Below are 23,139 nucleotides of genomic sequence, written 5' to 3' on the forward strand. Positions count from 1 at the left end.
ACGTTCCTGCCTCTGATGTTTCGTATTCTTCCTCATTCATGACCCTTACCTTGCTCAGTCTTGCCTTCATTCTGCTCGCAGCGTGGGCGTGGAGGCGTGAGCAATACTGGCGGCGGAGCGTGGAGCAGATCACCCGCTCGGCAGGGTTGAAGATCTTTGAGGCGGACAAGCTGGCGGCGCGCTTCCAAGGCCTGATGGAGGCGGAAAGCAGCCTCAACAAAGAAGAGTATCTGCGGCGGCTTTTTGAATCCCTGCTGAACGAAATCCGCCAGGGTGTGGTGATCGTGGACAACCAGCAGCGGATCAAGTTTTGCAACCGGACCATGGGCCATCTTTTTCATCGTGCCTCCGTGCATCGGGGGAGGACGCTTCTGGAGGAGTTTGCCGATCACCAGGTCAGCGATACCGTCCATACAGCTTTGCAAAACCAGCGGCGCACGGTGAAAGAAATCGAACTGAGCACCTCCCTCGCCTCGGGAGCGGTGAATACGCGTCATTATCTCATCGAGGCCGCACCCCTTCCCGCGAAAGCGGAGGCTGGAGCCTGGCTCATGGTCTATGACATCACCGAGCAGACCCTGGCCGAGCAGGTCAGGAAGGATTTTGTGGCGAACGCCTCCCATGAGCTGCGCACCCCGCTGACCCTTATCAACGGATACATCGAGACCCTGCAAAGCGGTGTGATCAAGGATGATGCCGGCATGAAACACTGCCTCAGTGTCATGGAAAAGCATGGCAAGCGCATCATTCGCATCATTGAGGACATGCTGACCATCTCCCGGCTGGAAAATGGTACCTCTGCGTTGAATTTGGAGTCTTTCACCGCCCGTGCCTGTGTTCAGGACGCGCTGGATCACCTGGCACCCATGCTGGAAGGACGGGACACCCGCCTGGAACTGGATTTCCCCTCCGACGGCGGTCTCATGATAGGTGACCGCTTTTACTGGGACCAGGTCTTCACCAACCTTCTGGAAAACTCACTCAAAGAAAACCCCAATCCCGGACTTGTCATCCATGTCAAAGGCCAGTGGTTTGCTGACCATTGCCTGATCACCATCCGTGACAATGGCATCGGCATTCCGGCCCACGATCTGCCGTTTGTTTTCAAAAGATTCTTCCGAGGCCACAAGCATCACTCCCCGGAAATCAAAGGCACGGGCCTGGGCCTTAGCATCGTCCGGCGTACCGTGGAAGCACACGGCGGAACGATCGAACTGACCAGTACTCCAGGAGTCGAGACTGCATTTAAAATCCGAGTGCCTCTGGCTGTGCAAAACGCAGGCTGAAAGCAGAGTTGCTCTGGGCACGACATCGCGTAGCCTGTGGAATTACAATGTTCCAGAGGAATACCACGGTCCAACCCTCCGATCCTGTCAGCCCCGGCCACCTGGGCCAGGTGGCTGTCTTTGTCGCTGCTGGCACGGTAATTGGTACGCGCGCTAAAATGGGCGGAGCGCTCGTCATGGCAGGTCTGGCCTGGCTCGCCATGCGCCGCCGCCAGAAACAGGGCCAGAAGACATTGCCGAAAACGGAAACGCCGGTCATTGTGATGCCCGAGGCAACGGATTCGGCGGAGTTCTGTCCGCCCTCAAGCCCCTTCATGGATGACGACCCGGTGGAGGAAATGTCGTTGGAGGATCTGCGCGCTGCTTTACTTCCTCCACCTTCCTTGTTCACTCCGCCAGCCTCTAAGCCAGCCCCGGAACTGCCAGAATCTTCGCTGCTCAAGTCTGCTCCCGTTTATGTTGAAATAGAAGAAGACCTGCCTTCCACCTCAGCATCAGCCAATATCAATTCGGTCTTGCCGGATACCATCGTTATTCCCATCACACAGGAGACGGCCCCGGATCTATGGTCGAATTCCCCCAGTTCGGAATCCGATCAAAACGGGTCCCCCGCCTCTGTTCCCCAGGGCGGCTCCAAAGCGCCCCCTGCGACTCCAATCTCAAAAGAGCCGGCTGAAATTCCTGTTTCCCGACCTGCAATGCAGCCTCCACTTCCGGCCAAGAAAGAGCGGGGCTTTCTGGCCTGGCTGAGAAAACCTTGAGGAATCAGTGCGTGGTTTTTTCACCTCGCTTCCAGGTTGTTCGTGATAAAACCTGGAGTGTCTGATTCCACCGCGAACCATGCGCTGCCTGCTGCCAGTTTACGACCGCAGTCCGCAGCCAGGTTTTGGGAAATAAGCATACCTTTGCAGGCGGAAGTGCTCCAGATGGCGGCCGTGGAGAGTCCGCTGAATGTATTGGCGCTGATGGTGCAATGGGAGGCGCCTTCCAAAAGAATGCCGGTGCCTTCGTCAATGCTCATCGGCGTTTTGCCTTCCGCCGGACGCTTGTCCTGGCCTGAACCGATGTAGGTGTTGCAGAAATTGTTCGCTGAAAGGGTGATGCGGCCGGAATCTTTGCTGACACGCACGGAGAATTTGTGGGCGATGGTGAAGGTATTGGCACTGACGGCGCATCCATGGGCATCCCTGAGATCAATGCCGCCTTCAAGATGATGGGCAATGACGTTAGCGCTGAGGGTGATGCCGTAACAGTCACGGTCCAGGATGACAGCGGTGCCGTTGCATTCCTCGATCATGTTGCCGCTGACCACCGAGCCGTAGGTGTTCTCAATGATCACACCGTGCCGGAGGTGGTCGTCAATGTTGTTGCCGTTCATGCACAGATTGAAGGAGTCCGTGCAGTGCAGGGCATCTTCATTTTCTTCAAAGTGGTTCGCATTCACGACGATATCGTGGCAGTTGATGATCTCGATGCCGCACTTTTTGTTATACGTGAGGATGCAGCCGGTGATGCGCGGGTCTTCATAACAGTCCAGCAAATGGATGCCATGAGCGCCGTTGTGGTCCACTGACATGCCGTTGAGGTAAATTTCCTGGATACCGTGGGCGAAGATCCCGTCGCCGCTTTTCTCCTGGCCCTGGATGCGGAAATCAGCCAGTTGGACGCGCCAGAGTTTGGCCTTTTTGTCTTTGTCCAGATTAGGGGGGCGCAAAATCAGCGCAGGCTGCCCGTCTTCGTTTTTATTGACGATGCACGTCGCCGCACCCGCTCCTACCACCCGCGTATCCTCCGTTTGGATGCGCAGGGGCTCGGTGATCTCAAATTTCCCAGGGGGCAGGATCACCAGTCCTCCCGTGACCGGTACGGCATCGAAGGCCGCCTGGAGCGTGGGATACTTGGTCGCATCCACGGTTACGGGGTCATTATCGGCAGCAGTAACGGCGGTGGTGAACAGGAAGCAGAGCAGGGGAGCGAAGCGCATGGCAGACCTACGTTTCAAATAAACCGAATTGTGCGCATGAGTTGCAAGCTATCCTGATAATGCTCCAGTATGGCCAATGCTTTCCTCCGGTCGACTTTTCCTCCTTCTCCTTTGTTTCGGAGCCTTCCCCCTCCAGGCTGCCACGCCGAAAACTCGTAGCGCCTATGGCAAGCCCAATGTGCTGTTTGTCATAGCCGATGATTTGAAGGATTATGTCGGTTGGATGGGCGGCCATCCGCAGGCCCGGACGCCGAACATGGACCGCCTGGCCAAAATGGGCATGCGTTTCACCAACGCCCACTGCAACTACGCCCTCTGCAATCCATCCCGCACCAGCCTGCTGACTGGCATGCTACCCTCCTCCAGCGGCGTCTTTGGCAATGAGCAGGACTGGCGTCGCAGTGTTCAGGTGGCCGGCAAGCCGACCCTGCCTGAGCATTTCAAGAACATGGGATTTGCCACCGCTGCTGGGGGCAAAATTTTTCATGCCAACCATGGCGGTCCTGATGGACGGCTCACCGGCTGGCATGGCGGGCGGCGCGGGTTTGAGCAGGATGCTGTCTGGGAAACACGTTTTCCTGAGCCCGGCGTGCAGATCCCGGATCTGCCCGTTCATACCGGTCAGAATTTCAATGGCCTGGACATGTGGCATTGGGACTGGGGCCAGCTTAATCTGCCGGATGAACTCACCGATGATGGAGCGGTGGTCACCTGGGCGTCTGATTACCTCAAAAAGAAACCCCGCAAACCCTTCTTCCTCTCCGTCGGTCTTTACCGGCCACACTCCCCATGGTACGTGCCGCAAAAGTATTTCGACCAGTTTCCACTGGAGAGCATCCAGTTGCCTGAGGTGAAGGAGGATGACTTGGCCGATGTCCCCGCTTTTGCCAAAGGCCACGACAAGCCCGGCAGCCATCATGATCTCATCACGCAAAAGGACAAATGGAAGGAAGCTGTGCAGGCCTATCTGGCCAATATCGCCTTTTGTGATGCCATGCTCGGCCGCCTGCTGGATGCCCTGGCCTCTGGCCCCAATGCCAAAAACACCATCGTCGTCTTCACTTCTGACCACGGTTGGTATCTGGGAGAAAAGAAGATGTGGCACAAGGGAAGGCTGTGGGAGGAGACCACCCGCGTCCCTCTCAGCATCTATGCTCCAGGCATCACCCAGGAAGACAGCGTCAGTGATCAGCCTGTATCTCTGATAGACCTGTTCCCCACTTTCTGTGATCTGGTGAAGGTGGCCAAACCTGAGCACCTGGATGGCCACAGCCTCCTGCCCTTGCTGCGCGATCCCTCCGCAAAAACGACCGGCCCGGCCATCACCACCATGGGGGGAGGGGACCGTGCCAGCTATGCGGCCCGCAGCGATCGCTGGCGTTACATCCGTTATGCCGATGGCAGTGAAGAATTCTACGATCATCAAAACGACCCGCATGAGTGGAACAACCTCGCCGGTGACCCTGCCCACGAGAGCGTGAAGCAGGAACTGGCGGCATACTTTCCCAAAGAGTTCAAACGCGCCTCCCGTCCCGCCGCCGAGGTGGGTGTGACCCCCAGTGCTGATGGCGGAGTCCACCTGAAACTCCAGATTGGTGATGAACTCAACGCTGAAGAATCCCCCAATATCCTCGGCAGCGGGCTGTTTATAGATGCCGCCTTTGAATACAATCCGCGTGTGGATTCCGACAGCACCTTGGTTTCCCAAGGAGGAGAGCAAATGGGCTGGTCGCTGCATCTCGTCGCGGGCAAGCCCACCCTCAGCATCTTGATGGATGGCAAAGCCACCTCCATCACGGGTGACGGGCTGACGGCGGGTCCGTGCAATGTCCGCGCGATGATTGATGCCGACGGGCTCATGTCTCTGGCCGTACCAGGTCGCAGCGAGGTCCTGGGCCCCACGCCATTCCCACACGGCTTCCCCACTCAGCCCAAACAAGGGCTGAGTGCAGGCCAGAGCTTCGGCCCGCTAGGTGCAAAAGCCTATCCCAACAGCACCCCTTGGGATGGCAGCATACAGCGCCTGCGTGTCACCATCACTCCACCGAAGGAAACCATCGCCAAGCCGGGCAATTGACCTGTGGTCATAACCGGGTTATTGCCGTCACTCCCAAAATTCTCATGCGCTGCCGCATCATTAAAGACTTCCGTTTCGAGGCCGCCCAAACGCTGCCTAACCTCCCTGGCGACCACAAGTGCACCCAGATGCACGGTCATAGTTTCAAAGTGGAGATCGCCATTGAGGGCGAGGTGGACCCGCACATCGGCTGGGTCTATGACCACGCCGAAATCAGCAAAGCCATGAAACCCCTGCTCGACCGCATGGACCACGCCTACCTCAATGAGATCGAAGGCCTGGAAAACCCCACCATCGAAAACATGGCCGCCTGGCTTTGGAAAAAGCTGTCACCCCAGCTTCCAGGCCTGTGCGAAATCGTCATCTACGAAACCCCGACGGCACGCTGTGTATTTCGTGGGGAGTTTTAAGGGGCCGATACTGCTAGCGAAATACCGGCGAGAGCAGAAACGGACTGGAACTGCGAGCGGCAGATGCCTCGCGGCGTTTGCCTGCGCGCTGGCCTTCAAGGTGAGCGCGCTTGCCACGGACGTTCTGAGCTTTTTTAGAAGTCTGCAGACCTCCCATGGCCATTTTAGGCTTGAACCGGCTCATCTTGAAATCAAGGGAGCGCAGGCTCTGAACTAGAAGAACAATCAGAGCAGAATTCACGATGCTGGCCAGAAACAGGAGAGCATACTTGCCAGCCATCTGAGCCAGACTGGGCAGCAGAGTGGTAGTTTCAGCCACCATGCTTAAAGCAGTACTGTCATGCCCCAGACTGCGTGCGGAAGCGACATCAAGCATGAAGAAACAACCGCCCACAATAACCAGGGCGGAAGTAAGAACGAAAGCGACATCAAAACCAGACACGGATGTCTGGGTGGTCTTCTGGCGGGCAGCAGGCTCAGCCAGGTGCATGATCGGGAGAGCTGGACGAATCATAATAATTAGAGCCGATAATAAACATCATACGGTAAGTGCCAACTAAATATTTACACTTGTTGATATTTTTATTCTAAACTGTTCGTTAGAACAACTTATTGATTCTGATAGCTTTCGCGGCTTAGTTGAAAGCAGGTTTAGCCGGGAAGTTAGTGCAGAAGGAAAAGCGGATGGCAATGGTGAGGAATGAGCCAAAGTTTGTTATATCATGCGTTTGGCATGCTGCGCGAGGGCTAGGAATAATGCAGCACGAAGTAGGTTGAGCCGGGTGGAGTTCCATCTCGTGGTTAAAGAGGACTCCATCCTGTGCCCCGTATTGGAGCGATCAACGAGCACTGGCCTGAGGCCGCGCTGGTCTTCAACCACTTCCATATCATCAAGCTGCCCAACGAATTGCCTCCCGACAGGCAGATCCTCAGCTATTATGACCACCCGATCAGCTCCGGGATTATGGAGGACATCAACAACAAAATCAGACGCCTCTTACGCATGGCCTACGGCTGCCGTGACGTGGACTTCCTTCACCTGTGCATCTCTACGCGGAGCCATGAGTCAGAAATCATATTCACGGGCTTCTGACCAATGCACAAACTTCCCGGATGAAACGAAATGCGTTGCCAATTGGATTTTATTCCGGCGCTTCCTTGACGCTACGCAGTGCCTTTCTATGATGCCGTGCCCGAGCGCCGGGCTGCACAGATTTTTACGCCCCTCTCTATCATGGCCATCCTCGTTGACACAAACACTCGCATTCTCGTCCAAGGCATCACGGGGGACTTCGGTTCCCGTCACGCCAAAGCCTCCCTTGATTATGGCACCCAGCTTGTGGCCGGTGTGACCCCTGGCAAAGGTGGCCAGACCTTTGACCATGGCAGCCATAAGGTGCCGGTGTTTGACTCCGTCTCTCAAGCCGCCAAAGAAACCGGCGCGACCGTCAGCGTCATCTTTGTGCCGCCCCCCTTTGCTGCCGATGCCATCCTGGAAGGCGTAGATGCCGGTATGGACCTCGTCGTCGCCATCACGGAAGGCATCCCGGTCAATGACATGATCCGCGTGAAGGCCGCCATGAAAGGCAGCAAGACCCGCCTCATCGGGCCGAACTGCCCCGGTCTGGTCACTCCTGGCCTGGGCGAAAAATCCCACGGCGGCTGCCGCATCGGCATCGCCCCCGGTTACATTCACAAGCGCGGCAATGTCGGCGTCGTCAGCCGCTCCGGCACCCTCACCTACGAGGCTGTCTGGCAGCTCACCACCCGTGGTTACGGTCAGAGTACCTGCGTCGGAATCGGTGGAGATCCGGTCAACGGCACCAACCATCTGGACATCCTCAAAATGTTCAACGAGGACCCGGAAACCGAAGCCATCATTATGATAGGCGAAATCGGCGGCAATGCCGAAGTGGAAGCCGGACGCTGGGCCAAGGACAACTGCAAGAAACCCATCGCCGCCTTCATCGCCGGTGCCACAGCTCCTCCAGGACGACGCATGGGCCACGCTGGCGCCATCATCGGCGGTGCAGATGACACGGCCGAAGCCAAGAAGCGCATCCTTTCCGAATGCGGCATCTCCGTCGCCGACTCCCCCGCAGACATGGCCGCCGCCCTGCTGAAGGTCTGGGGCAAGTAAGCACCTCAAGTGTGAAGCGGGCGCTCCTGCCTGCTCTGTTTCTGGCGCATCCTGTGAAAACGGGATGCGTTTTTTTTGATAGCGTGTATGGCAGGCTCACCCAAAAAAAAGAGCCAGCTCATTCGAGCTGGCTCCCTGAAACTAGAAATGCAGTTAGCGTTTAAACACTCATTTGGCGGCGAAAGGGCTGAGGGAGAGCTTTTTGAAATCTTCTGTGATCTTGGCGACTGCGTCTTTCGGGCCGGTGAGCTTGATGAAGACCGGGGCATCGGGGCCGGGAATGATGGCACCGAGGAGGGTGTAGTCAGCCTTGGGGGTTTTGGGGCCAAACATGGCTCCATCATTGTAAGTGCCGGTGGCGGTTACCAGACTGATCTTGGTTCCATTGGCATCCAGTTCTTCTGTCTTGGATTCAGGCGGGCTTGCAAACTGGCCGAGCCAGCGGTCAATGTTCGCTTTCGTGTCACCGCCCTGGCCGGGGCCGAAGTAATAGAAGATGGCTTCCAGAGGCTCGGCACCTTCCACCTCGATTTTGAGGGTGGCGGCGCGCATGGGGCTGCTGGTGGGGACGGATGTCCAGCCGCTGGCAGGCAGTGTGAAGTTAAGATTGCCGGCGGCGACTTTGGCCTCTTCGGCCTGGAGGCCAAGGGTGGAGAGGCCGATGAGGGCGAGAGTGGTGAAAAGAATTTTCATGGTGATGAGCGGAACAGGTTGGGTTTCAGATATGGAAAAGGGCGGACTTATGGGTCCGCCCTCGGAGTCAAAAAAGACAGGCTTATTTCGTAACGTGCATCACGCCTTTCATGAGCAGCCAGTGGCCGGGGAAGGTGCACATGTAGGGATAGTCACCAGCTTCCGCAGGGGCCGTGAATTCGATGGTTTCCGTGCCGTTGGGCATGATCAGCTTGGTATGAGCCAGGATGTCATCTTTGGAGGCATCCGGGATGTAACCCTTGGCCATGGCCTGAGGGTCGGTCATCATCTGGTTGGCCTGGGCACCTACGGCCATCTCCTTGCCGGTTTTGATGAGCAGGAAGTTATGCGGCTGGGGGGCCACGCTGCCAGTGTTGTTGAAGGTCAGTTTTACCTGCTGGCCGGCTTTGACGGTGAGGTCGGTTTTGTCATAGCCGAGCGGATTGCTGGCATGGGGCTTGAGTTCAATGATGGCGACGTCGGCCTCCTGGGCGGCGACGTTGATGGAAAGCAGGGCGATGGCGGTAAGGGCAGCTAATTTCTTCATGGAATGTATGTTCGCGGGGGTAATACGCTAATCGGCAGTGGAAGGCGGTAATTTTCAACCAATTTCGTCAACTTGGCGCGAAGTTTGCCATTTGCGTCAAGGAAAGTTTAAGCGACGTATCTCCGTACAGTCCTAACACGCATGAATCCTTTCCACGAAACCGCCGCCGCCGCGCATCAGATGAGCCGCCGCCATGTCCTCCGCGGACTGGGCACGATGATGTCTCTGCCCTTCCTGGAATCCCTGGGTGGCCGGGCTTTTGCGGCGGCTGCCAAGGCTCCGGCGAAGGCACCCATGCGCGCCGCCTGGCTTTACATTCCCAATGGAGTGAACGTGAAACAGTGGTTCCCAACAGGCGAAGGCAGCAGCTACGAGCTGAGCCCCACGCTCAAAGAGATCGAGCGGCATCGCAATGAATTCATGGTGGTCTCCGGTTTGGCCCAGGACCTGGCCCGCTCTCATGGCAATGGCGGTGGGGATCATGCCCGCGCCACCTCCACCTTCCTCACCGGCTGCATGCCGAAAAAGACGGCCGGCTCGGACATCCAGCTGGGCGTTTCTGTGGATCAGATTGCCGCGCAGAAGATCGGCCATCTGACCCGCCTGCCATCGTTGGAACTGAGCACCGACGGGCAGCGCAGCTCCGGCCGCTGCGACAGCGGTTATTCCTGCGCCTACCAGTTTAACCTGGCCTGGAAAAATGAAACCATGCCGATGGCTCCTGAAATGGACCCGCGCCTGGTCTTTGAACGTCTTTTTGGTTATGGGGCCTCCAGCGCCAAAGGGGCTGAGGGCGCACGCCGCCAGCGCCTGCAAAAGAGCATCCTGGATACTGTCCTGGGGGAGGCCAAGTCCCTCCAAAACAAGGTCAGTGGCAATGACAAACGCAAGCTGGACGAATACTACAGCAGCGTACGCGACATCGAGATGCGCATCGAGCGCGCCGAGAAATTCACGGCGACGCTGCCCAAAGACTATCCGGTGCCGGAAGGTATCCCGGATTCTTATGAGGAGCACATCCACATGATGTTTGACCTCCTGACCCTGGCTTTCCAGACGGATACCACCCGCCTCAGCACCTTCATGCTGGCCCATGACGGCAGCAACCGCAGCTTCCCTCAGATCGGCGTGCCGGATGCTCACCACTACCTTTCCCATCACGAAAGCGATGAGCAAAAGCTGGCGAAAATCGCCAAAATTGATGCCTTCTACATGCGCCAGTTTGGCTATTTCCTGGACAAGCTGAAAGCCACCAAAGAAGGCGATGGCAACCTGCTGGACAGCAGCATGATCGTCTTCGGCGGCGGCATCGGCGATGGTAACCGCCACAACCACGACAACCTGCCAATCCTCCTGGCAGGCCGAGCCGGCGGCACCTGGACGCCCGGAAAGCGCATCGTACTTCCTGGTGAAACACCCATGACCAACCTCTATCTTTCCATGCTCGACCGCCTCGGCGTTCGCGCGGAAAAAGTGGGTGATAGCACAGGTGTGCTGGAGGTTAGCTGAGTGCTTGCTCGGTGGGGCGTTTGCACCGGGGCTACGCGATCGCCGGGATTTGCCTCATCCGGCTGGAGCAGATCCGTCCCGGCTGGCTTCCGCGTTTTTGCGGTCTGCCCAGTGAGAACGCCGCCCACCGCGTCGCCGTGGTCTGGGATGAAACTTCAGGGGAGGAGAGGGAAGGTGTTTTCATTCCGCGGCGTGACACCAGCTCCTGGCTGAATCATTTTTGCGGGTGGTCGGGTATTTCCCGCGGAGCATCATTTGTCACGGTTTGACCTCACTGGTGCGGAGGGTCGCATCACCCTGGCGGTCCGCTCGCGAGACGGACGCATGGCCTACGGCTATCGCGACGTGGACTTCCTTCAGCTGCGCATCTACGCGCATCATGAGTCAAAAACCCTATTCACGGGTTCCTGACAAATGCACTAATTTCTCAGATGAACCTGAAGGCAGCTCTGATAGCTGAATTACTTGGCCGCGCGACGCGCAAGAAATTCTAATGCCAATGCTCGGTACGCCTGAGCACCCTTTCCAGAGGGCTCATACTCGATGATGGATTTACCATAGCTTGGAGCCTCGCCCAAACGGACGGTGCGCGGGATGATGGCATCATAGATGACTTCTGCGAAGTAGTTCTTCACGTCATTGACCACCTGGTTGGAAAGGTTGGCCCGCTGGTCGAACATCGTCATGACTATGCCCTCAAGCAGCAGATTGGGATTCACCCCGCAATCGCGGATCTGCTGCACCACTTGCACGATGCTGGACAGCCCTTCCAGGCCAAAGTATTCGCACTGGATCGGCACCAGCATTTCATCAGCAGCAGCCAGGGCGGATGTCATCAGGACTCCCAGGGAAGGCGGGCAGTCCAGAAAGACGTAGTCGAAATGGTTCGTCGCCCGAAGCTGGTCCAGGACTTCACGCAGTCTTGTCAGGTGATTGCCACGCTGGGCCAGTTCGATCTCACACCCTGCCAGCTCCTGATGGCTGCGGATGATGGATAGATTCGGCAGCCGGGTGCTGCGGATGACGTCATGCGGATCCGTTCCTTCCACCAGGGCGGAATAGATGCTGCCGCCTTCTTCCTTGGCCAGACCGAGGCCGCTGGTCGCATTGCCCTGGGAGTCGAGGTCAATGAGGAGACAGCGCTGTCCCAGTTGGGCGAGACATGCCGAGAGATTGACAGCAGTGGTTGTTTTTCCCACCCCGCCCTTTTGATTGGTGATCGCGACTATCCGCATAAGTTGCCTTGACGGGCGACATTGAACGGGAACCATGCCCCGCGCCAGAAAGAAATGGAATTCACGGAGAAATGGTTGGGAGAAATCGGTGGCTGGCAAGCCATGAAGGCCGCGCGCGGCCTCGTGGATGCCGGTCTTGTGGAACTGCAGACAGCAGAGGCCGGGCTTGTACGTGGCCTTGCCGGCAGCGGGAAAATGAAGTTTTCCTGCGGTCTGCGCATCAAAAGCCACCGAGATGTGGACAACCTCTGCACCTGTCCCTCGGCGCGCCGGGGACTGATCTGCGAACACTCCCTGGCCGTGGCCCTGATGCGTCTCCGGCCCGCAGCTGCCAAGCCATCTTCCCCGGCTCCATCCGCGCAGAAACTTGTTCAAGCGACCCGTCAGCCGCGTCGTGTGGGGGGGCGCTATACCCTGTTCCTTCCGGAAACGATCCTGCAAGGTGCCCTCCGCGAGCCCTTCGGTGCTTATGTGAAATTTGAGCCAGGAGGTGACGGTGAGGAATCCCTGCTGGCCGCCTGGCTGGCAGAGCAGGGGGTCGTGGGGAAAAGCGTGCCCATCTCCCTGAATGCCAGAGCCCTGGCGGATCTCCTTCCGGTCCTGGCCAATCATCCCCGGGTCATCGCTGGCAAGCCCTCCGGCGGCGGCACGCCCCTGGGCATTGCTGCCGATCCGGTGCGCCTGCCGTTGCTCATTGAGGCGCAGGGGGAAGAGGTAAAGCTCTCTCTGGAAAGCACGGGACAGGGACCTGTTTTTAAAAATCAGCCCTCTGGCTGGTGGGCCTGTCCTCAAACGGCCAGCCTGTTTCCGCTGCCACAGTCAGAAGGTGAGGCGGCCAGAATTTTGACCGAACTCCCAGCACGCCGCCCCCTGAAATGGTTGGTCGCCCAGCGGGAAGCTCTGGCGGATATCTTCCAAGTCGAGACTCGAGGGGCGGCTCTGGAGCGCTTCCATGTAGCCCCCGTGCCTTGCACCTTCGTGCTGCATCTGGATGGCTCCCTCCAGGCGGCGGATGTGACCTTAAGTGCGGAGTTTCAGAGCTATCGGTGGAATGTCACATCCGCTGGTTCATCTGCGAACATTGAAAAGCTTTTTCCTATTCAGGATGAATCTTCTGAAGGCACTTTTTACGTCTTTAATAGAAATGCGCAATCTCGGCTTTTAGCCCGTCTTCACCACCTCGGATTTAAATCAGCGGGGGTAAAAATCGGCACCGCGGACATGGAAGTTTTCCGCCTCATGGGGCCGGAGAATGTGATGCGGTTTTTTGCGTCTGACCTCCCCAGGCTGCGCCAGGAACTGCGGGTGGTAGAAGGGGATAAATGGCGCGCTGCCACTCGTGGCGTAGCCCGCATCCAGCCGCAAATCCGCCAAGTGCCGACAGATGGCGGACGCACTGGCGGCTCCGACTGGCTGGCCATGGAGTTCGGCTACGAATCCCCCGATGGCTTCCGCCTGCCCCGGTCCGAGGTCCTGCGTCTGGTCCGTTCCGGCCAGCGTTCAGTCCAGGGCAAGAATGGGAAAAAGTATCTCCTGGACCTTCAAGAGGTCGAGGAATTCGAGGAAACGCTCAAAGACGTCCCTCTGCAGCTGACTCCCGATGGAGCCCGCATCAGCTCCCTCCATGCCGGGTATTTCCTGGATGATTCTGAATCTGCCGCCCCCCTCCCAGGCGAAAAGGAGACTCTTGCCATCCTTGGAGAACTGGGCACCCGTCTGCGCCCTTACCAGCTTCTTGGCGTCCGCTGGATGTCCGCCTTGGCCCAAGCTGGCCGTGGAGGGCTCCTTGGGGATGAAATGGGTCTGGGCAAGACTGTGCAGAGCATCGCTTTCGTCTCTCATTTCAAAGCAACCTCACAAACAAGACAGACCTGTCTCATCGTCTGCCCCAAGTCACTTTGCGGAAACTGGAAAGCCGAGTTCGAGCGTTTTGCCCCCCAGCTAAAAGTAGCCATTTCGCAGGGCAGTAAGCGCGAGGAAGTTCTTGATCGGATTCACGCACACGACGTGATAATTACTACCTATCAGTTGATAGTTAGAGATATAGAAGTAATTAACCAACATGCCTGGGGTATCCTTCTTCTCGACGAGGCTAGCTACATCCGAAACCCGGACACCGATGCCGCGAAAGCCCTGCGCAGCCTTCGTGCTCACTCCCGCATCGCCCTGACCGGTACCCCGGTGGAGAACAGCACCCGGGATTTGTGGTCCATTTACCAGTTTCTCCTTCCGGGTTACCTGGGCAGCCGGGAGAATTTCAAAGAACGTTTCGACCAGCCCATCCAGACTGCCCTTGGTACGCCCGCCGGGCAGGCGGCCAGCGAGCGGCTCAAAAAGCTTATCCGGCCCTACTTTCTGCGCCGGACCAAACGCGAAGTCTTGCGAGACCTCCCGGATAAGATTGAGCAGGTGCTCTGGTGCGACCCAAGCCCGTCCCAGGGAGAGGTTTATCGCCGAGTCCTGGAAGAGGGACGCGAGGAAATCAAAGCCGCTCGCAAGCGCTCCGGCCAGGGCGGGGCCAAGATGACCATGTTCACCGTCCTGCTGCGCCTGCGGCAAGTTTGTTGCGACCTCCGGCTCACCGGCCTGCAAAAGGAAACCCTCGGCAAGCTGGAACGGGAAGATCTCTCGGGAAAATGGCCGATGCTCCAGGAGCGCCTGGAATCGATTTTAGATGCCGGTGGAAAAGTGCTCATTTTCAGCCAGTTCGTCCAGTATTTACACCTGGTGCGTGATTACCTGGGAGAACAAAAGATGACCTTTGCCTACCTGGATGGCAGCAGCCAGGACCGGGATGCGCAGGTCAAAACCTTCCAGACCGACCCGAACTGCCGCGTCTTCCTCATCAGCCTCAAAGCGGGTGGTTATGGTCTCAACCTCACCGCTGCCGACCACGTCATCCTCCTGGACCCCTGGTGGAATCCGGCGGTCGAATCCCAGGCCATTGACCGGGCCCACCGTATCGGCCAGCAGCGTGTGGTCACCGCCTACCGCCTGGCCCTGAGGGGAACCGTTGAGGAACGGATTCTGGCCCTCCAGGCCAAAAAGCGCGGTCTGGTGGAAGCGGCGATTGATGATCAATCGCCACTCATGGCAGGGCTGCTTGAGAGTGACCTCGAAGACCTGATTGCGGGCTAGTACAGTATTTCTCACTCTCTGAGTGAGGGGATGGGGATTTCGTGGTTTGCGGAAAAGGCAGCTTTTATTCTGGATCGCCTCACTCGGAGAGTGAGGATTACTGCACAGGCTTGCGGATGCTCCACTGCTTCTCGGACCACTCCAGGTTCTTGGCCGTCGTCGTGGGAAAGTCCCAGGCGTCGGAGTCGCTGGTATAAAGGATGACACGGGTTTTCTCCGCCGCCATGGCCGCCGCCTGTGGCAGGTCCAGGAACTTCATCACATTCAGATACGCCGGCCCCTGCTGGTGGCTGGTGGGCAGATCATGCAAGTCCAGCCGGGTGATGCCTTCTTCATAAAGGGAGGCATAAAGGGCATTCGCCGCCATGTCCCGGTGCGCCTGAAGCCAAAGAGGGGTCTTTTCAAGCCCAGGGATCTTTTTAAATCCCTGCACCGCCTGGCGGATGTCCCAGACCCGCATGGAATCCAGCGTCTGCCCGGCCAGGTAAAACCGGCGCTGCCTTTGGATCTGCGCTTTGACGCTGCCAGTCCACTCCGTCGGGCCGATGCCACGCGGGCACAGATACGCCATGCCCCATTTGAAAGTGCCGAACATCTTTTTCTCGCTCTCGAAGGCCTTTTCATCCGCCTCGCCAGCCACCGGCAGCTCGATGAGTTTGCCAAAACGCGAGCCATAGGTGCTGTTGAAATCCTTCCACCCCTGGTCATCCAGCACATTCATGGCCACCAGATCCAGGTCCTCAGGCCGCAAGCCTTCCTTATGGGTGATGTAGAGCCGTAGCCGGAAAGCCCGATCGGTTTCAAAATCATAGGCGGTCATGCGGATGCCGTCCTGCTCGATGCTGCCTTCTTTGCCCATGGTCAGGGCAGGGGTCTCCTTCGGCCAATTGACGAAGACCTTCTCATTCAGCGCTTTCATCCAGCCATCCCGTTGCTTTTCCCAGTCCGCCTTGGCAGTCGGCGCGGGCGGACTTTCGGCCATGGGGACAAAGGACTCATCAATGGTCGTGTTCTTCTCATCCTTCGGCAGTTCTTTGAAGACCTTCAGCACGGCGGGGTCGAGTGACTTTTTGGCACCTTCATCCAGCACTGCCATCGAATCTGCCCCCTTCAAATGACGCTCGAACCAGTGAAAGGCGCCATTGTTCAGCGGTTGCAGATCCTTATGCGGTCCTTCGGCCACTTGGAGGCCAATGTTGGACTCTTTATCCAGCAGGGTATAAATTCGGCGCACGTTTTGATAGACATTAAACACGCCATCAATGGGGAAAATAGAGTCTTTGTCCGTATTGCAGATCAGCAGCGGCCGCGGGGCGACCAGGGCGGCCAGGCGGTCATAGTCCCAGCGATAGGTGTTCACCTGAAACATGCAGTCGCAATGACCCTCAACGCAGCCATCCACCACATGATTCCTCATGCTGGTGATGCCGGCGGTGGGGGCCGCCGCCTTGATACGGTCATCCAGCGCCGCTACCCACCAGGAATACGCCCCTCCTCCGCTGCGGCCAGTGATGCCAAAGCGAGTTTTGTCCACCTCTGGCCGGGTTTCCAGATAATCCAGAGCGCGGATACCGGCCCAGGCTTCCAGACCCGCCGGGGTATAGCCGCGTGAAAACCACCACCAGCGGCCTTTGCTATACGTGCCATGATGTTCTCCGCGAATCTCCCCAAGCTGCACCGTATCAATGATCAGGCAGGCATACCCATGACGGGCAAACCAGATGCCGTGATGGTGATAGCCCGTCTTGTTGCCAAAGCTGACTCCGTCCTTCACCACATTGGCGTGACCGCAGACGTATAAAATGGTCGGCAGCGGCTTCTCCACTTTCGTGGGCAGGTATAAATTGGCCGTCACATACAGACCGGGCACGGCCTGGTAATGCATGTTCTCGATGACGTAACCGTCGCCTTTCACCTCGCCCGTTTTGGTGGGCAGCAGCGGGGTCTTTTCGGGCATCGGGTCCAGGCCCAGCATTTCGGCCAGTTGGCGGCGGTATTCAGGCGCCTTGGCCTGCCAGTCTTCTGCGGTCTGGATGTCTCTCAGCCCGCCATTTTCCTCAATGTCCGCCGTCTGCTGCTGCATGTACCGGTCCAGCATCCGTGCGCCGGGTGAATCCGGAGTCTTTTCAGGAAAACGGGCGGCATACACTGAAAGCGGCAGCAGGAGGAAGAGGAGGGACTTCATGGCGTGCCTTTATTACTCCGCCAGGAGTGGTGATCTTGTGGCCTCAGTTGGTACTGGCCTGATGCTCCACTGGCCTCCTGCGATTTCATCACTTGGATTCCAGATAGGCGGCGGTGCCTTTTTGGCTGGCAAGACAGCGGCGGATGGTTCGTCATAAGGGGATGCGACCGTTATTGCTGCTTACCTTCCTTTTTATCTGTGCTGCCGTCCACGCCGCGGAGAAGCCGAACATCATTCTCATCATGGGGGATGACATGGGCTATTCGGACATCGGCTGCTACGGCAGCGAGATCAATACGCCCAACCTGGATGCCCTGGCCCAGGGAGGCGTACGCTTCTCCCAGTTTTATAACACGGCCCGATGCTGTCCCACGCGGGCGTCTTTGCTCACGGGTCTGTATCCGCATCAGGCCGGCATCGGTCACATGATGGATGATAAGGGGCTGGACGGATACCGGGGAGAGCTGAGCCGGGATTCCGTGACGATTGCCGAGGCTCTGAAACCTGCCGGCTATCGCACCTACATGGCCGGAAAATGGCACGTGACCCAAAAAGTCCATCCCCAAGGGGCGCAGGACAAAACCAACTGGCCTTTGCAGCGCGGCTTCGACCGGTTCTATGGCACCATTCACGGCGCAGGGAGTTTTTATGATCCGAACAGCCTGACCCGCGACAATGAGCTCATCTCCGCCTATGCCGATGCGGAGTATCAGCCAAAGGAGTATTATTATACTGATGCCATCGCGGACAATGCTTCGCGCTTTGTGGCTGACCACGCCAAGGACCATCAGGACAAGCCTTTCTTTATGTACGTGGCTATGACTGCCGCCCACTGGCCCATGCACGCCAAGCCTGCGGACATTGCCAAATACAAAGGCAAGTATGATGCCGGTTATGATGCCATCCGCGCTGCCCGTGTGGAGAAGATGAAGAAGCTGGGCCTGCTGCCGGACAACTGGCAGGTGGCGGCCCAGAAAGGCGGTGCCTGGAGCGAGGTGGAAAACCGGGAGTTCGAGATCCGCTGCATGGAAGTGTATGCCGCGATGGTGGATTCCATGGACCAGGCCATCGGGCGACTGGTGGCCGAACTGAAAGAGCAGGGGCAATACGACAACACGCTCATCCTTTTCTTCCAAGACAATGGCGGCTGTGCGGAGCCGATGGGTCGCAAAGGCCCTTTTATCCCTCGCGCTGACAAACCCACCCGGCCGGCCATGGCGGCCACGGACCTGCAGCCGGACATGATTCCCAAACAGACCCGCGATGGCTACCCCATGCGCCAGGGTTACGGTGTGCTTCCCGGACCAGCGGACACCTACATCGGCTATGGCGAAGCCTGGGCCAACGTGAGCAACACCCCCTTCCGCGAATACAAACACTGGGTGCATGAAGGCGGCATCAGCACACCGCTGGTGGCCCATTGGCCGAAAGGCATCCCGACGGCGCGCCATAACATGCTGGAATCGCAGCCCTCCCATTTGATTGATCTCATGGCCACCTGCTTGGACCTGGCCGGAGCCACCTATCCGGCTGAGCACGCCGGGCAGAAGATCACACCCATGGAAGGTGTGAGCCTGAAGCCTGCCCTGGCAGGGCAGGGGATGGGCCGCAAAGAACCCATCTTCTTTGAGCATGAAGGCAACCGCGCGGTGCGTGACGGCCAGTGGAAGCTGGTGGCCAAAGGCGCACAGGGAGCCTGGGAACTTTACGACATGACCGCCGACCGCACGGAGCAGAACGACCTCGCCGCCAGCCAGCCTGAGCGCGTCAAATCCATGTCCGCCCAGTGGCAAACCTGGGCCAAACGTGCCCAGGTTATCCCCTGGATCTGGGGCCTGCCGCATGGCGATCCGCTGCCCAATAAACAGGGTAAAAAGGGCAAGAATGCCAAAAAGAAGAATTGATCATGCTGCGCTGCCTTTTTCCCCTGCTTGTCGCAGCCTTGTCTCTCCAGGCTGCTCTGCCAGAGCGCCCGCATGTGCTGCTCATCTGCGTGGATGACTTGAAACCGGCCATCGGCTGTTACGGTGATCCCCTGGCGAAGACACCCAATCTGGATCGCCTGGCTGCAAGGGGGATGCGTTTTGACCTGGCCTATTGCAACCAGGCGGTATGCGCACCGTCAAGAAACAACCTTTTGTTAGGCTCGCGCTCCACCTCGCTGGGCATCTATAATCTGTCAGACAACTTCCGCAAAGCCGTGCCCAATGCGGTGACGATGCCGCAGTACTTTCAGAAGCATGGTTGGCGGACAGAGGCCATCGGCAAGATTCTGCACACCGGCCACGGCAACAATGATGACGATGCCTCATGGAGCGTTCCGGCCATCAAGGAAAAAGTGGTGGAGTATCTGGACCCGGCCAATTCGGCCAACGGGCAGCTCACCCGCGAAGAAGCCTTTTTCACCAACCAGGAGCTGGGGCGCATTCGTGAACTGCCTCGCGGTGCCGCCTGGGAAAACACCGACGTGGCGGACAACGCCTATGCGGATGGCCGCATCGCCGATGCAGGCATCCTGCGGCTGCGTGCGGCCAAGGAAAAGCCCGGCGAGCCATTGTTCCTGGCGCTCGGTTTTGTGAAACCGCACCTGCCCTTCACCGCGCCGAAGAAATACTGGGATAGGCATGATCGCGCCGCCTTTCCGCTGCCCAAAAGGACCATGCCGCCCGATGATGCACCTGCATACGCCGGCAAGACCCTGGGCGAGTTGAACAACTACGACCCTGTGCCCCAGGAGCCGCCTTTGACGGAAGAGATGCAGCGCACGCTGATGCACGGTTATTATGCCTCCGTCAGTTTCATGGATGCGCAGCTTGGCCGCGTGCTGGATGAACTGGACGCTCTCGGTTTGGCTGAGCAGACGCTGATCGTGCTTTGGGGAGATCATGGCTGGCATTTGGGCGACCATGGCATGTGGACCAAACACACCAACTATGAGCAGGCCAACCGCATACCGCTCATCTTCGTGGCCCCAGGGGTCGCCAAAGGCGGATCTAGCACCCTCCAGCCTGCGGAGACCGTGGACGTGCTGCCCACCCTGGTGGAGCTGGCGGGTCTGCCACCTTTGAAAGGCCCTCAATCCATGGACGGCATCAGCCTTGTGCCGGTGCTCAAAGACCCCGCCGCCCGCGTACGAGATCACGCCACCCACGCCTTCCCGCGTCAGCGGCAGGGCCAGCCCGTCATGGGCCGTGCCATCCGCACTGAACGCTATCGTTTGGTGGAATGGAAGAAGCCTGGCGCGCCGGATGAAACCGCTGACTTGGAGCTTTACGATTATCAGGAAGACCCGCTTGAAACACGGAATCTGGCCGCCGCCCAGCCTGAGGTGGTGGCCAGGCTTCGTGCCATTCTGAAAAAGCATCCCGAAGCGGCGGCATCGTTCGCGCCTAACAAAAAGAAGAAAAAATCTAAAAACTGACCTGTGAAACCTTTTCTCATTCTCCTGGCCCAAGTGGCCCTTCTCGGCAGCGCGCTGGCCTCCTCTCAGCCGAACATTCTTTTCATCCTGGCCGATGACTGCACGCACAACGACCTGCCTGTCTATGGCGGCAAAAATGCCAAGACGCCGAACATTGACACCCTGGCTTCCCAGGGGCTGACCTTTAACCGCGCCTATGTCAGCGAGGCCATGTGCCAGCCCTGCCGGGCGGAGCTTTACACCGGCCAGTTTCCCATGCGCAATGGCTGTGCCTGGAACCACAGCGCCAGCCGCCCCGGCACCACCAGCCTGCCTCAGCACCTGGGTGCTTTGGGCTACCGGGTAGGTCTCGCCGGGAAGTCACATGTCCTGCCCGAAACCTCCTACCCCTTTGAAAACGTCCCCGGTTTTGACCCCAACTGCGTGCGCAATCCCACCCAGGCCCATGATCTGGAAGGTACCAAGGAATTCATCAGCCGCAAAAAAGATCAGCCTTTCTGCCTGGTGGTGGCCCTGGTGGAGCCCCATGTGCCCTGGGTGATGGGCGATGCCAGCCAGTATCCGCCGCGTAAAATTCAGCTTCCGCCGAACATCGCAGACACGCCCAAGACCCGTGAGGACTTTGGCCGCTATCTGGCCGAGATCACCTACATGGACGGACAGGTGGGGCAAATTTTGGATGTGCTCAAAGAATCCGGTCTGGAAGAAGAGACGCTGGTCATTTTCAGTTCCGAGCAGGGTTCTCAGTTCCCTGGGAACAAATGGACCAACTGGGATACGGGTCTGCACACAGCCTTCATTGCCCGCTGGCCAGGAAAAGTGGCGGTGGGTAAGCGTACTGACGCCATCGTGCAGTTTGCCGATGTGGTGCCCACCTTCATTGAGCTGGCAGGCGGCAATCCCAAAGATCCCGCCGCTGCTTTTGACGGCAGCAGCTTTGCTCCTGTCCTGCGGGGAGAAAAGGACAGCCATCGCCAGTATGCCTATGGCGTTCACAATAACATTCCAGAAGGCTCCGCCTATCCCATCCGCACTGTCAGCGATGGCGAATACCGCTACATCCGCAACCTGACGCCTGATGAAATTTACATCGAGAAACACGTCATGGGCATCCAAAACAAAGGTGCATTGAACAATCCCTACTGGCCCACCTGGATGGCCAACACCTGGGACAATCCTGAAACCTACCGCCTGGTGAAGCGCTACATGAGCCGGCCGGCGGAGGAACTTTACCACACCGCCTCAGACCCTTATGAAATGAGCAACCTGGCTGCCGATCCCAAGCACGCCGCCACCCATGAACGGCTGACCAAGGAACTGGACCGCTGGCTGGCAGAACAGGGGGATCCAGGTGCCAAACAGGATACTCATGAGGCACACCAGGCCGCGAAACGGGGCGAGCATCTTTATTTTCCCAAGCCTTGAGCGGTCTGGCCGTTTTGTCTTGCCGGATGCTGGTCCACGCCCCAGCATCCGCGCCTCCAACCTTTCTCCTATGTTCAAGAAAAACTGGTACCTCTTCACCCCCATGCTCATCATCGCCATTCCCGTGGCGATCTATTGCTATTATGCCTTCAGCATGGGGTACGACAGCAAGGATGCCGTGAATGCGACCAAGTATTTTGTGGTCTCCGGCACCCGGTATGCCATGGACTATGACGAGCTGAATTTCAACCGTCTGAAGCCCGGCATGGATGGCCGTACGGTCTATGAAACCATGCGCAAACAGCCCTCTGAACGGCACGATAACGACACCCGCTGGGTGTATTCTCTCCCCAAGCCCGGGGCAAAGGCTTACCACGAACGCATCATCATCATGGAGCGTGACAACCAGAACATCCCCCGGGTCAAGGAACTGGTGAAGCGTTTCCATGTTCCCGGAGAGTGATTCAGCTCGCACGTCTCTGTTGCCATTTGGCTTCTTCGCATCCAATCTGCCCCGTGATGTTGCCCTTTCTCCGTGCCTCTTTCTACCTGGGTGTTTTGATGCTGCCTGTACTTCTGGCCTCATGCAGTTCGTCCACACCCAGAGGCCTGCCCCGCAAACTGCCTGTGATCAACCTTCAGGGCTCTCCACAGACACCGCCGCATTCGATGCCGCGCAAGGACTACCCTTTTGATCCCAACAACGGCAATTACGTCATCGCCTGGGCAGCAGAAGGTGAATCCGCAGCCTCCGCTTCGGATCTGGCACGCTGGCAGGCATCCCACGGTGGCAGCGTCTCCCGCAAGCAGCCGTCCCCAGTTAGAAAAGTCTCTTCATCCTCAAAGAAAACGACCAGCCGCACGACGACCTACACCATCAAATCTGGGGATACTCTCAGTGGCATTGCCCGCAAGCACAGCACCACGGTCGCCAAGATCAAAGCCGCCAACGGCTTGAAGTCGGATCTGATTCGGGCCGGGAAAACGCTCAAAATCCCGCGCTGAGCCATTATTATTTTGTCCTCTCCGGGCACACGTCAGGACTGCTTTTGCAGCTCCCGGCAGGACTGTCATTATCCCCAGGCATTT

20 protein-coding genes are annotated in these 23,139 nt (G+C 58.0%); 13 read left to right on the top strand and 7 right to left on the bottom strand.

Annotated features, from left to right (window positions below; genetic code table 11):
* Positions 1-38: 38 nt before the first annotated feature.
* Positions 39-1,286 carry an ATP-binding protein gene (locus WJU23_RS11235; protein WP_346332661.1) on the top strand — a complete coding sequence of 416 codons (1,248 nt, stop codon included), beginning with the start codon at positions 39-41 and terminating at the stop codon, positions 1,284-1,286.
* Positions 1,287-1,486: 200 nt separating this feature from the next.
* Positions 1,487-2,047 carry a hypothetical protein gene (locus tag WJU23_RS11240; protein ID WP_346332662.1) on the top strand — a complete coding sequence of 187 codons (561 nt, stop codon included), beginning with the start codon at positions 1,487-1,489 and terminating at the stop codon, positions 2,045-2,047.
* Between the two features lie 20 nt (positions 2,048-2,067).
* Here the strand turns inward: WJU23_RS11240 and WJU23_RS11245 are convergent, their stop codons facing one another.
* Positions 2,068-3,270, bottom strand: a complete 1,203-nt coding sequence (locus WJU23_RS11245; protein WP_346332663.1) for a right-handed parallel beta-helix repeat-containing protein — start codon at positions 3,268-3,270, stop codon at positions 2,068-2,070.
* 76 nt (positions 3,271-3,346) lie between these two features.
* On the opposite strand from WJU23_RS11245, the gene WJU23_RS11250 reads away from it, so the two are divergent.
* Together WJU23_RS11250 and queD are read left to right on the top strand one after the other, a co-directional pair.
* The gene (locus WJU23_RS11250; RefSeq protein WP_346332664.1) at positions 3,347-5,347 is read left to right on the top strand and encodes a sulfatase; all 2,001 of its coding nucleotides are present in this window, start codon (positions 3,347-3,349) and stop codon (positions 5,345-5,347) included.
* A 38-nt stretch (positions 5,348-5,385) separates the two neighbouring features.
* Entirely contained in the window at positions 5,386-5,757 is a 372-nt protein-coding gene (gene queD / locus WJU23_RS11255) for a 6-carboxytetrahydropterin synthase QueD (RefSeq protein WP_346332962.1), read from the top strand.
* A gap of 13 nt (positions 5,758-5,770) precedes the next feature.
* Here the strand turns inward: queD and WJU23_RS11260 are convergent, their stop codons facing one another.
* Complete coding sequence (locus tag WJU23_RS11260; RefSeq protein ID WP_346332665.1) at positions 5,771-6,199, bottom strand: hypothetical protein; 429 nt, start codon at positions 6,197-6,199, stop codon at positions 5,771-5,773.
* 378 nt (positions 6,200-6,577) lie between these two features.
* On the opposite strand from WJU23_RS11260, the gene WJU23_RS11265 reads away from it, so the two are divergent.
* Both WJU23_RS11265 and sucD read left to right on the top strand, forming a co-directional pair.
* The gene (locus WJU23_RS11265) at positions 6,578-6,850 is read left to right on the top strand and encodes a transposase (RefSeq protein WP_346332666.1); all 273 of its coding nucleotides are present in this window, start codon (positions 6,578-6,580) and stop codon (positions 6,848-6,850) included.
* A 141-nt stretch (positions 6,851-6,991) separates the two neighbouring features.
* Positions 6,992-7,897: a succinate--CoA ligase subunit alpha gene (gene sucD, locus WJU23_RS11270; protein ID WP_346332667.1), complete on the top strand. Its 906-nt coding sequence runs from the start codon at positions 6,992-6,994 to the stop codon at positions 7,895-7,897.
* A 168-nt stretch (positions 7,898-8,065) separates the two neighbouring features.
* Here sucD and WJU23_RS11275 read toward each other — a convergent pair whose 3' ends face one another.
* Both WJU23_RS11275 and WJU23_RS11280 read right to left on the bottom strand, forming a co-directional pair.
* Positions 8,066-8,590 (bottom strand): hypothetical protein, encoded by a 525-nt coding sequence (locus tag WJU23_RS11275; protein WP_346332668.1) that lies wholly within the window; start codon positions 8,588-8,590, stop codon positions 8,066-8,068.
* Between the two features lie 82 nt (positions 8,591-8,672).
* Positions 8,673-9,137: a plastocyanin/azurin family copper-binding protein gene (locus tag WJU23_RS11280; RefSeq protein WP_346332669.1), complete on the bottom strand. Its 465-nt coding sequence runs from the start codon at positions 9,135-9,137 to the stop codon at positions 8,673-8,675.
* 141 nt (positions 9,138-9,278) lie between these two features.
* On the opposite strand from WJU23_RS11280, the gene WJU23_RS11285 reads away from it, so the two are divergent.
* Positions 9,279-10,646 carry a DUF1552 domain-containing protein gene (locus tag WJU23_RS11285; RefSeq protein ID WP_346332670.1) on the top strand — a complete coding sequence of 456 codons (1,368 nt, stop codon included), beginning with the start codon at positions 9,279-9,281 and terminating at the stop codon, positions 10,644-10,646.
* A 258-nt stretch (positions 10,647-10,904) separates the two neighbouring features.
* On the opposite strand, the gene WJU23_RS11290 is transcribed toward WJU23_RS11285, so the two are convergent.
* Positions 10,905-11,027 (bottom strand): hypothetical protein, encoded by a 123-nt coding sequence (locus WJU23_RS11290; protein WP_346332671.1) that lies wholly within the window; start codon positions 11,025-11,027, stop codon positions 10,905-10,907.
* 80 nt (positions 11,028-11,107) lie between these two features.
* Positions 11,108-11,881, bottom strand: coding sequence for a ParA family protein (locus tag WJU23_RS11295; RefSeq protein ID WP_346332672.1), 774 nt, complete (start codon positions 11,879-11,881; stop codon positions 11,108-11,110).
* A 102-nt stretch (positions 11,882-11,983) separates the two neighbouring features.
* Between WJU23_RS11295 and WJU23_RS11300 the strand changes: the two genes are divergently transcribed.
* Positions 11,984-15,019 carry a DEAD/DEAH box helicase gene (locus WJU23_RS11300; RefSeq protein ID WP_346332673.1) on the top strand — a complete coding sequence of 1,012 codons (3,036 nt, stop codon included), beginning with the start codon at positions 11,984-11,986 and terminating at the stop codon, positions 15,017-15,019.
* A 97-nt stretch (positions 15,020-15,116) separates the two neighbouring features.
* Here the strand turns inward: WJU23_RS11300 and WJU23_RS11305 are convergent, their stop codons facing one another.
* Positions 15,117-17,204 (bottom strand): CocE/NonD family hydrolase, encoded by a 2,088-nt coding sequence (locus WJU23_RS11305; RefSeq protein ID WP_346332674.1) that lies wholly within the window; start codon positions 17,202-17,204, stop codon positions 15,117-15,119.
* 161 nt (positions 17,205-17,365) lie between these two features.
* Between WJU23_RS11305 and WJU23_RS11310 the strand changes: the two genes are divergently transcribed.
* The 5 genes from WJU23_RS11310 to WJU23_RS11330 all read left to right on the top strand — a co-directional run bounded on the left by WJU23_RS11310 (position 17,366) and on the right by WJU23_RS11330 (position 23,055).
* Positions 17,366-19,108 carry an arylsulfatase gene (locus WJU23_RS11310; protein ID WP_346332675.1) on the top strand — a complete coding sequence of 581 codons (1,743 nt, stop codon included), beginning with the start codon at positions 17,366-17,368 and terminating at the stop codon, positions 19,106-19,108.
* Positions 19,109-19,110: 2 nt separating this feature from the next.
* Positions 19,111-20,625: a sulfatase gene (locus tag WJU23_RS11315; RefSeq protein ID WP_346332676.1), complete on the top strand. Its 1,515-nt coding sequence runs from the start codon at positions 19,111-19,113 to the stop codon at positions 20,623-20,625.
* A gap of 3 nt (positions 20,626-20,628) precedes the next feature.
* Positions 20,629-22,050 carry a sulfatase gene (locus tag WJU23_RS11320; RefSeq protein WP_346332677.1) on the top strand — a complete coding sequence of 474 codons (1,422 nt, stop codon included), beginning with the start codon at positions 20,629-20,631 and terminating at the stop codon, positions 22,048-22,050.
* Between the two features lie 70 nt (positions 22,051-22,120).
* Positions 22,121-22,513, top strand: coding sequence for a hypothetical protein (locus WJU23_RS11325; protein WP_346332678.1), 393 nt, complete (start codon positions 22,121-22,123; stop codon positions 22,511-22,513).
* 98 nt (positions 22,514-22,611) lie between these two features.
* On the top strand, positions 22,612-23,055 hold the full coding sequence (locus tag WJU23_RS11330; protein WP_346332679.1) for a LysM peptidoglycan-binding domain-containing protein: 444 nt from the start codon (positions 22,612-22,614) through the stop codon (positions 23,053-23,055).
* The last annotated feature ends 84 nt before the right edge of the window (positions 23,056-23,139 follow it).

It is taken from the genome of Prosthecobacter sp. SYSU 5D2, from assembly GCF_039655865.1.
Classification (GTDB): domain Bacteria; phylum Verrucomicrobiota; class Verrucomicrobiia; order Verrucomicrobiales; family Verrucomicrobiaceae; genus Prosthecobacter.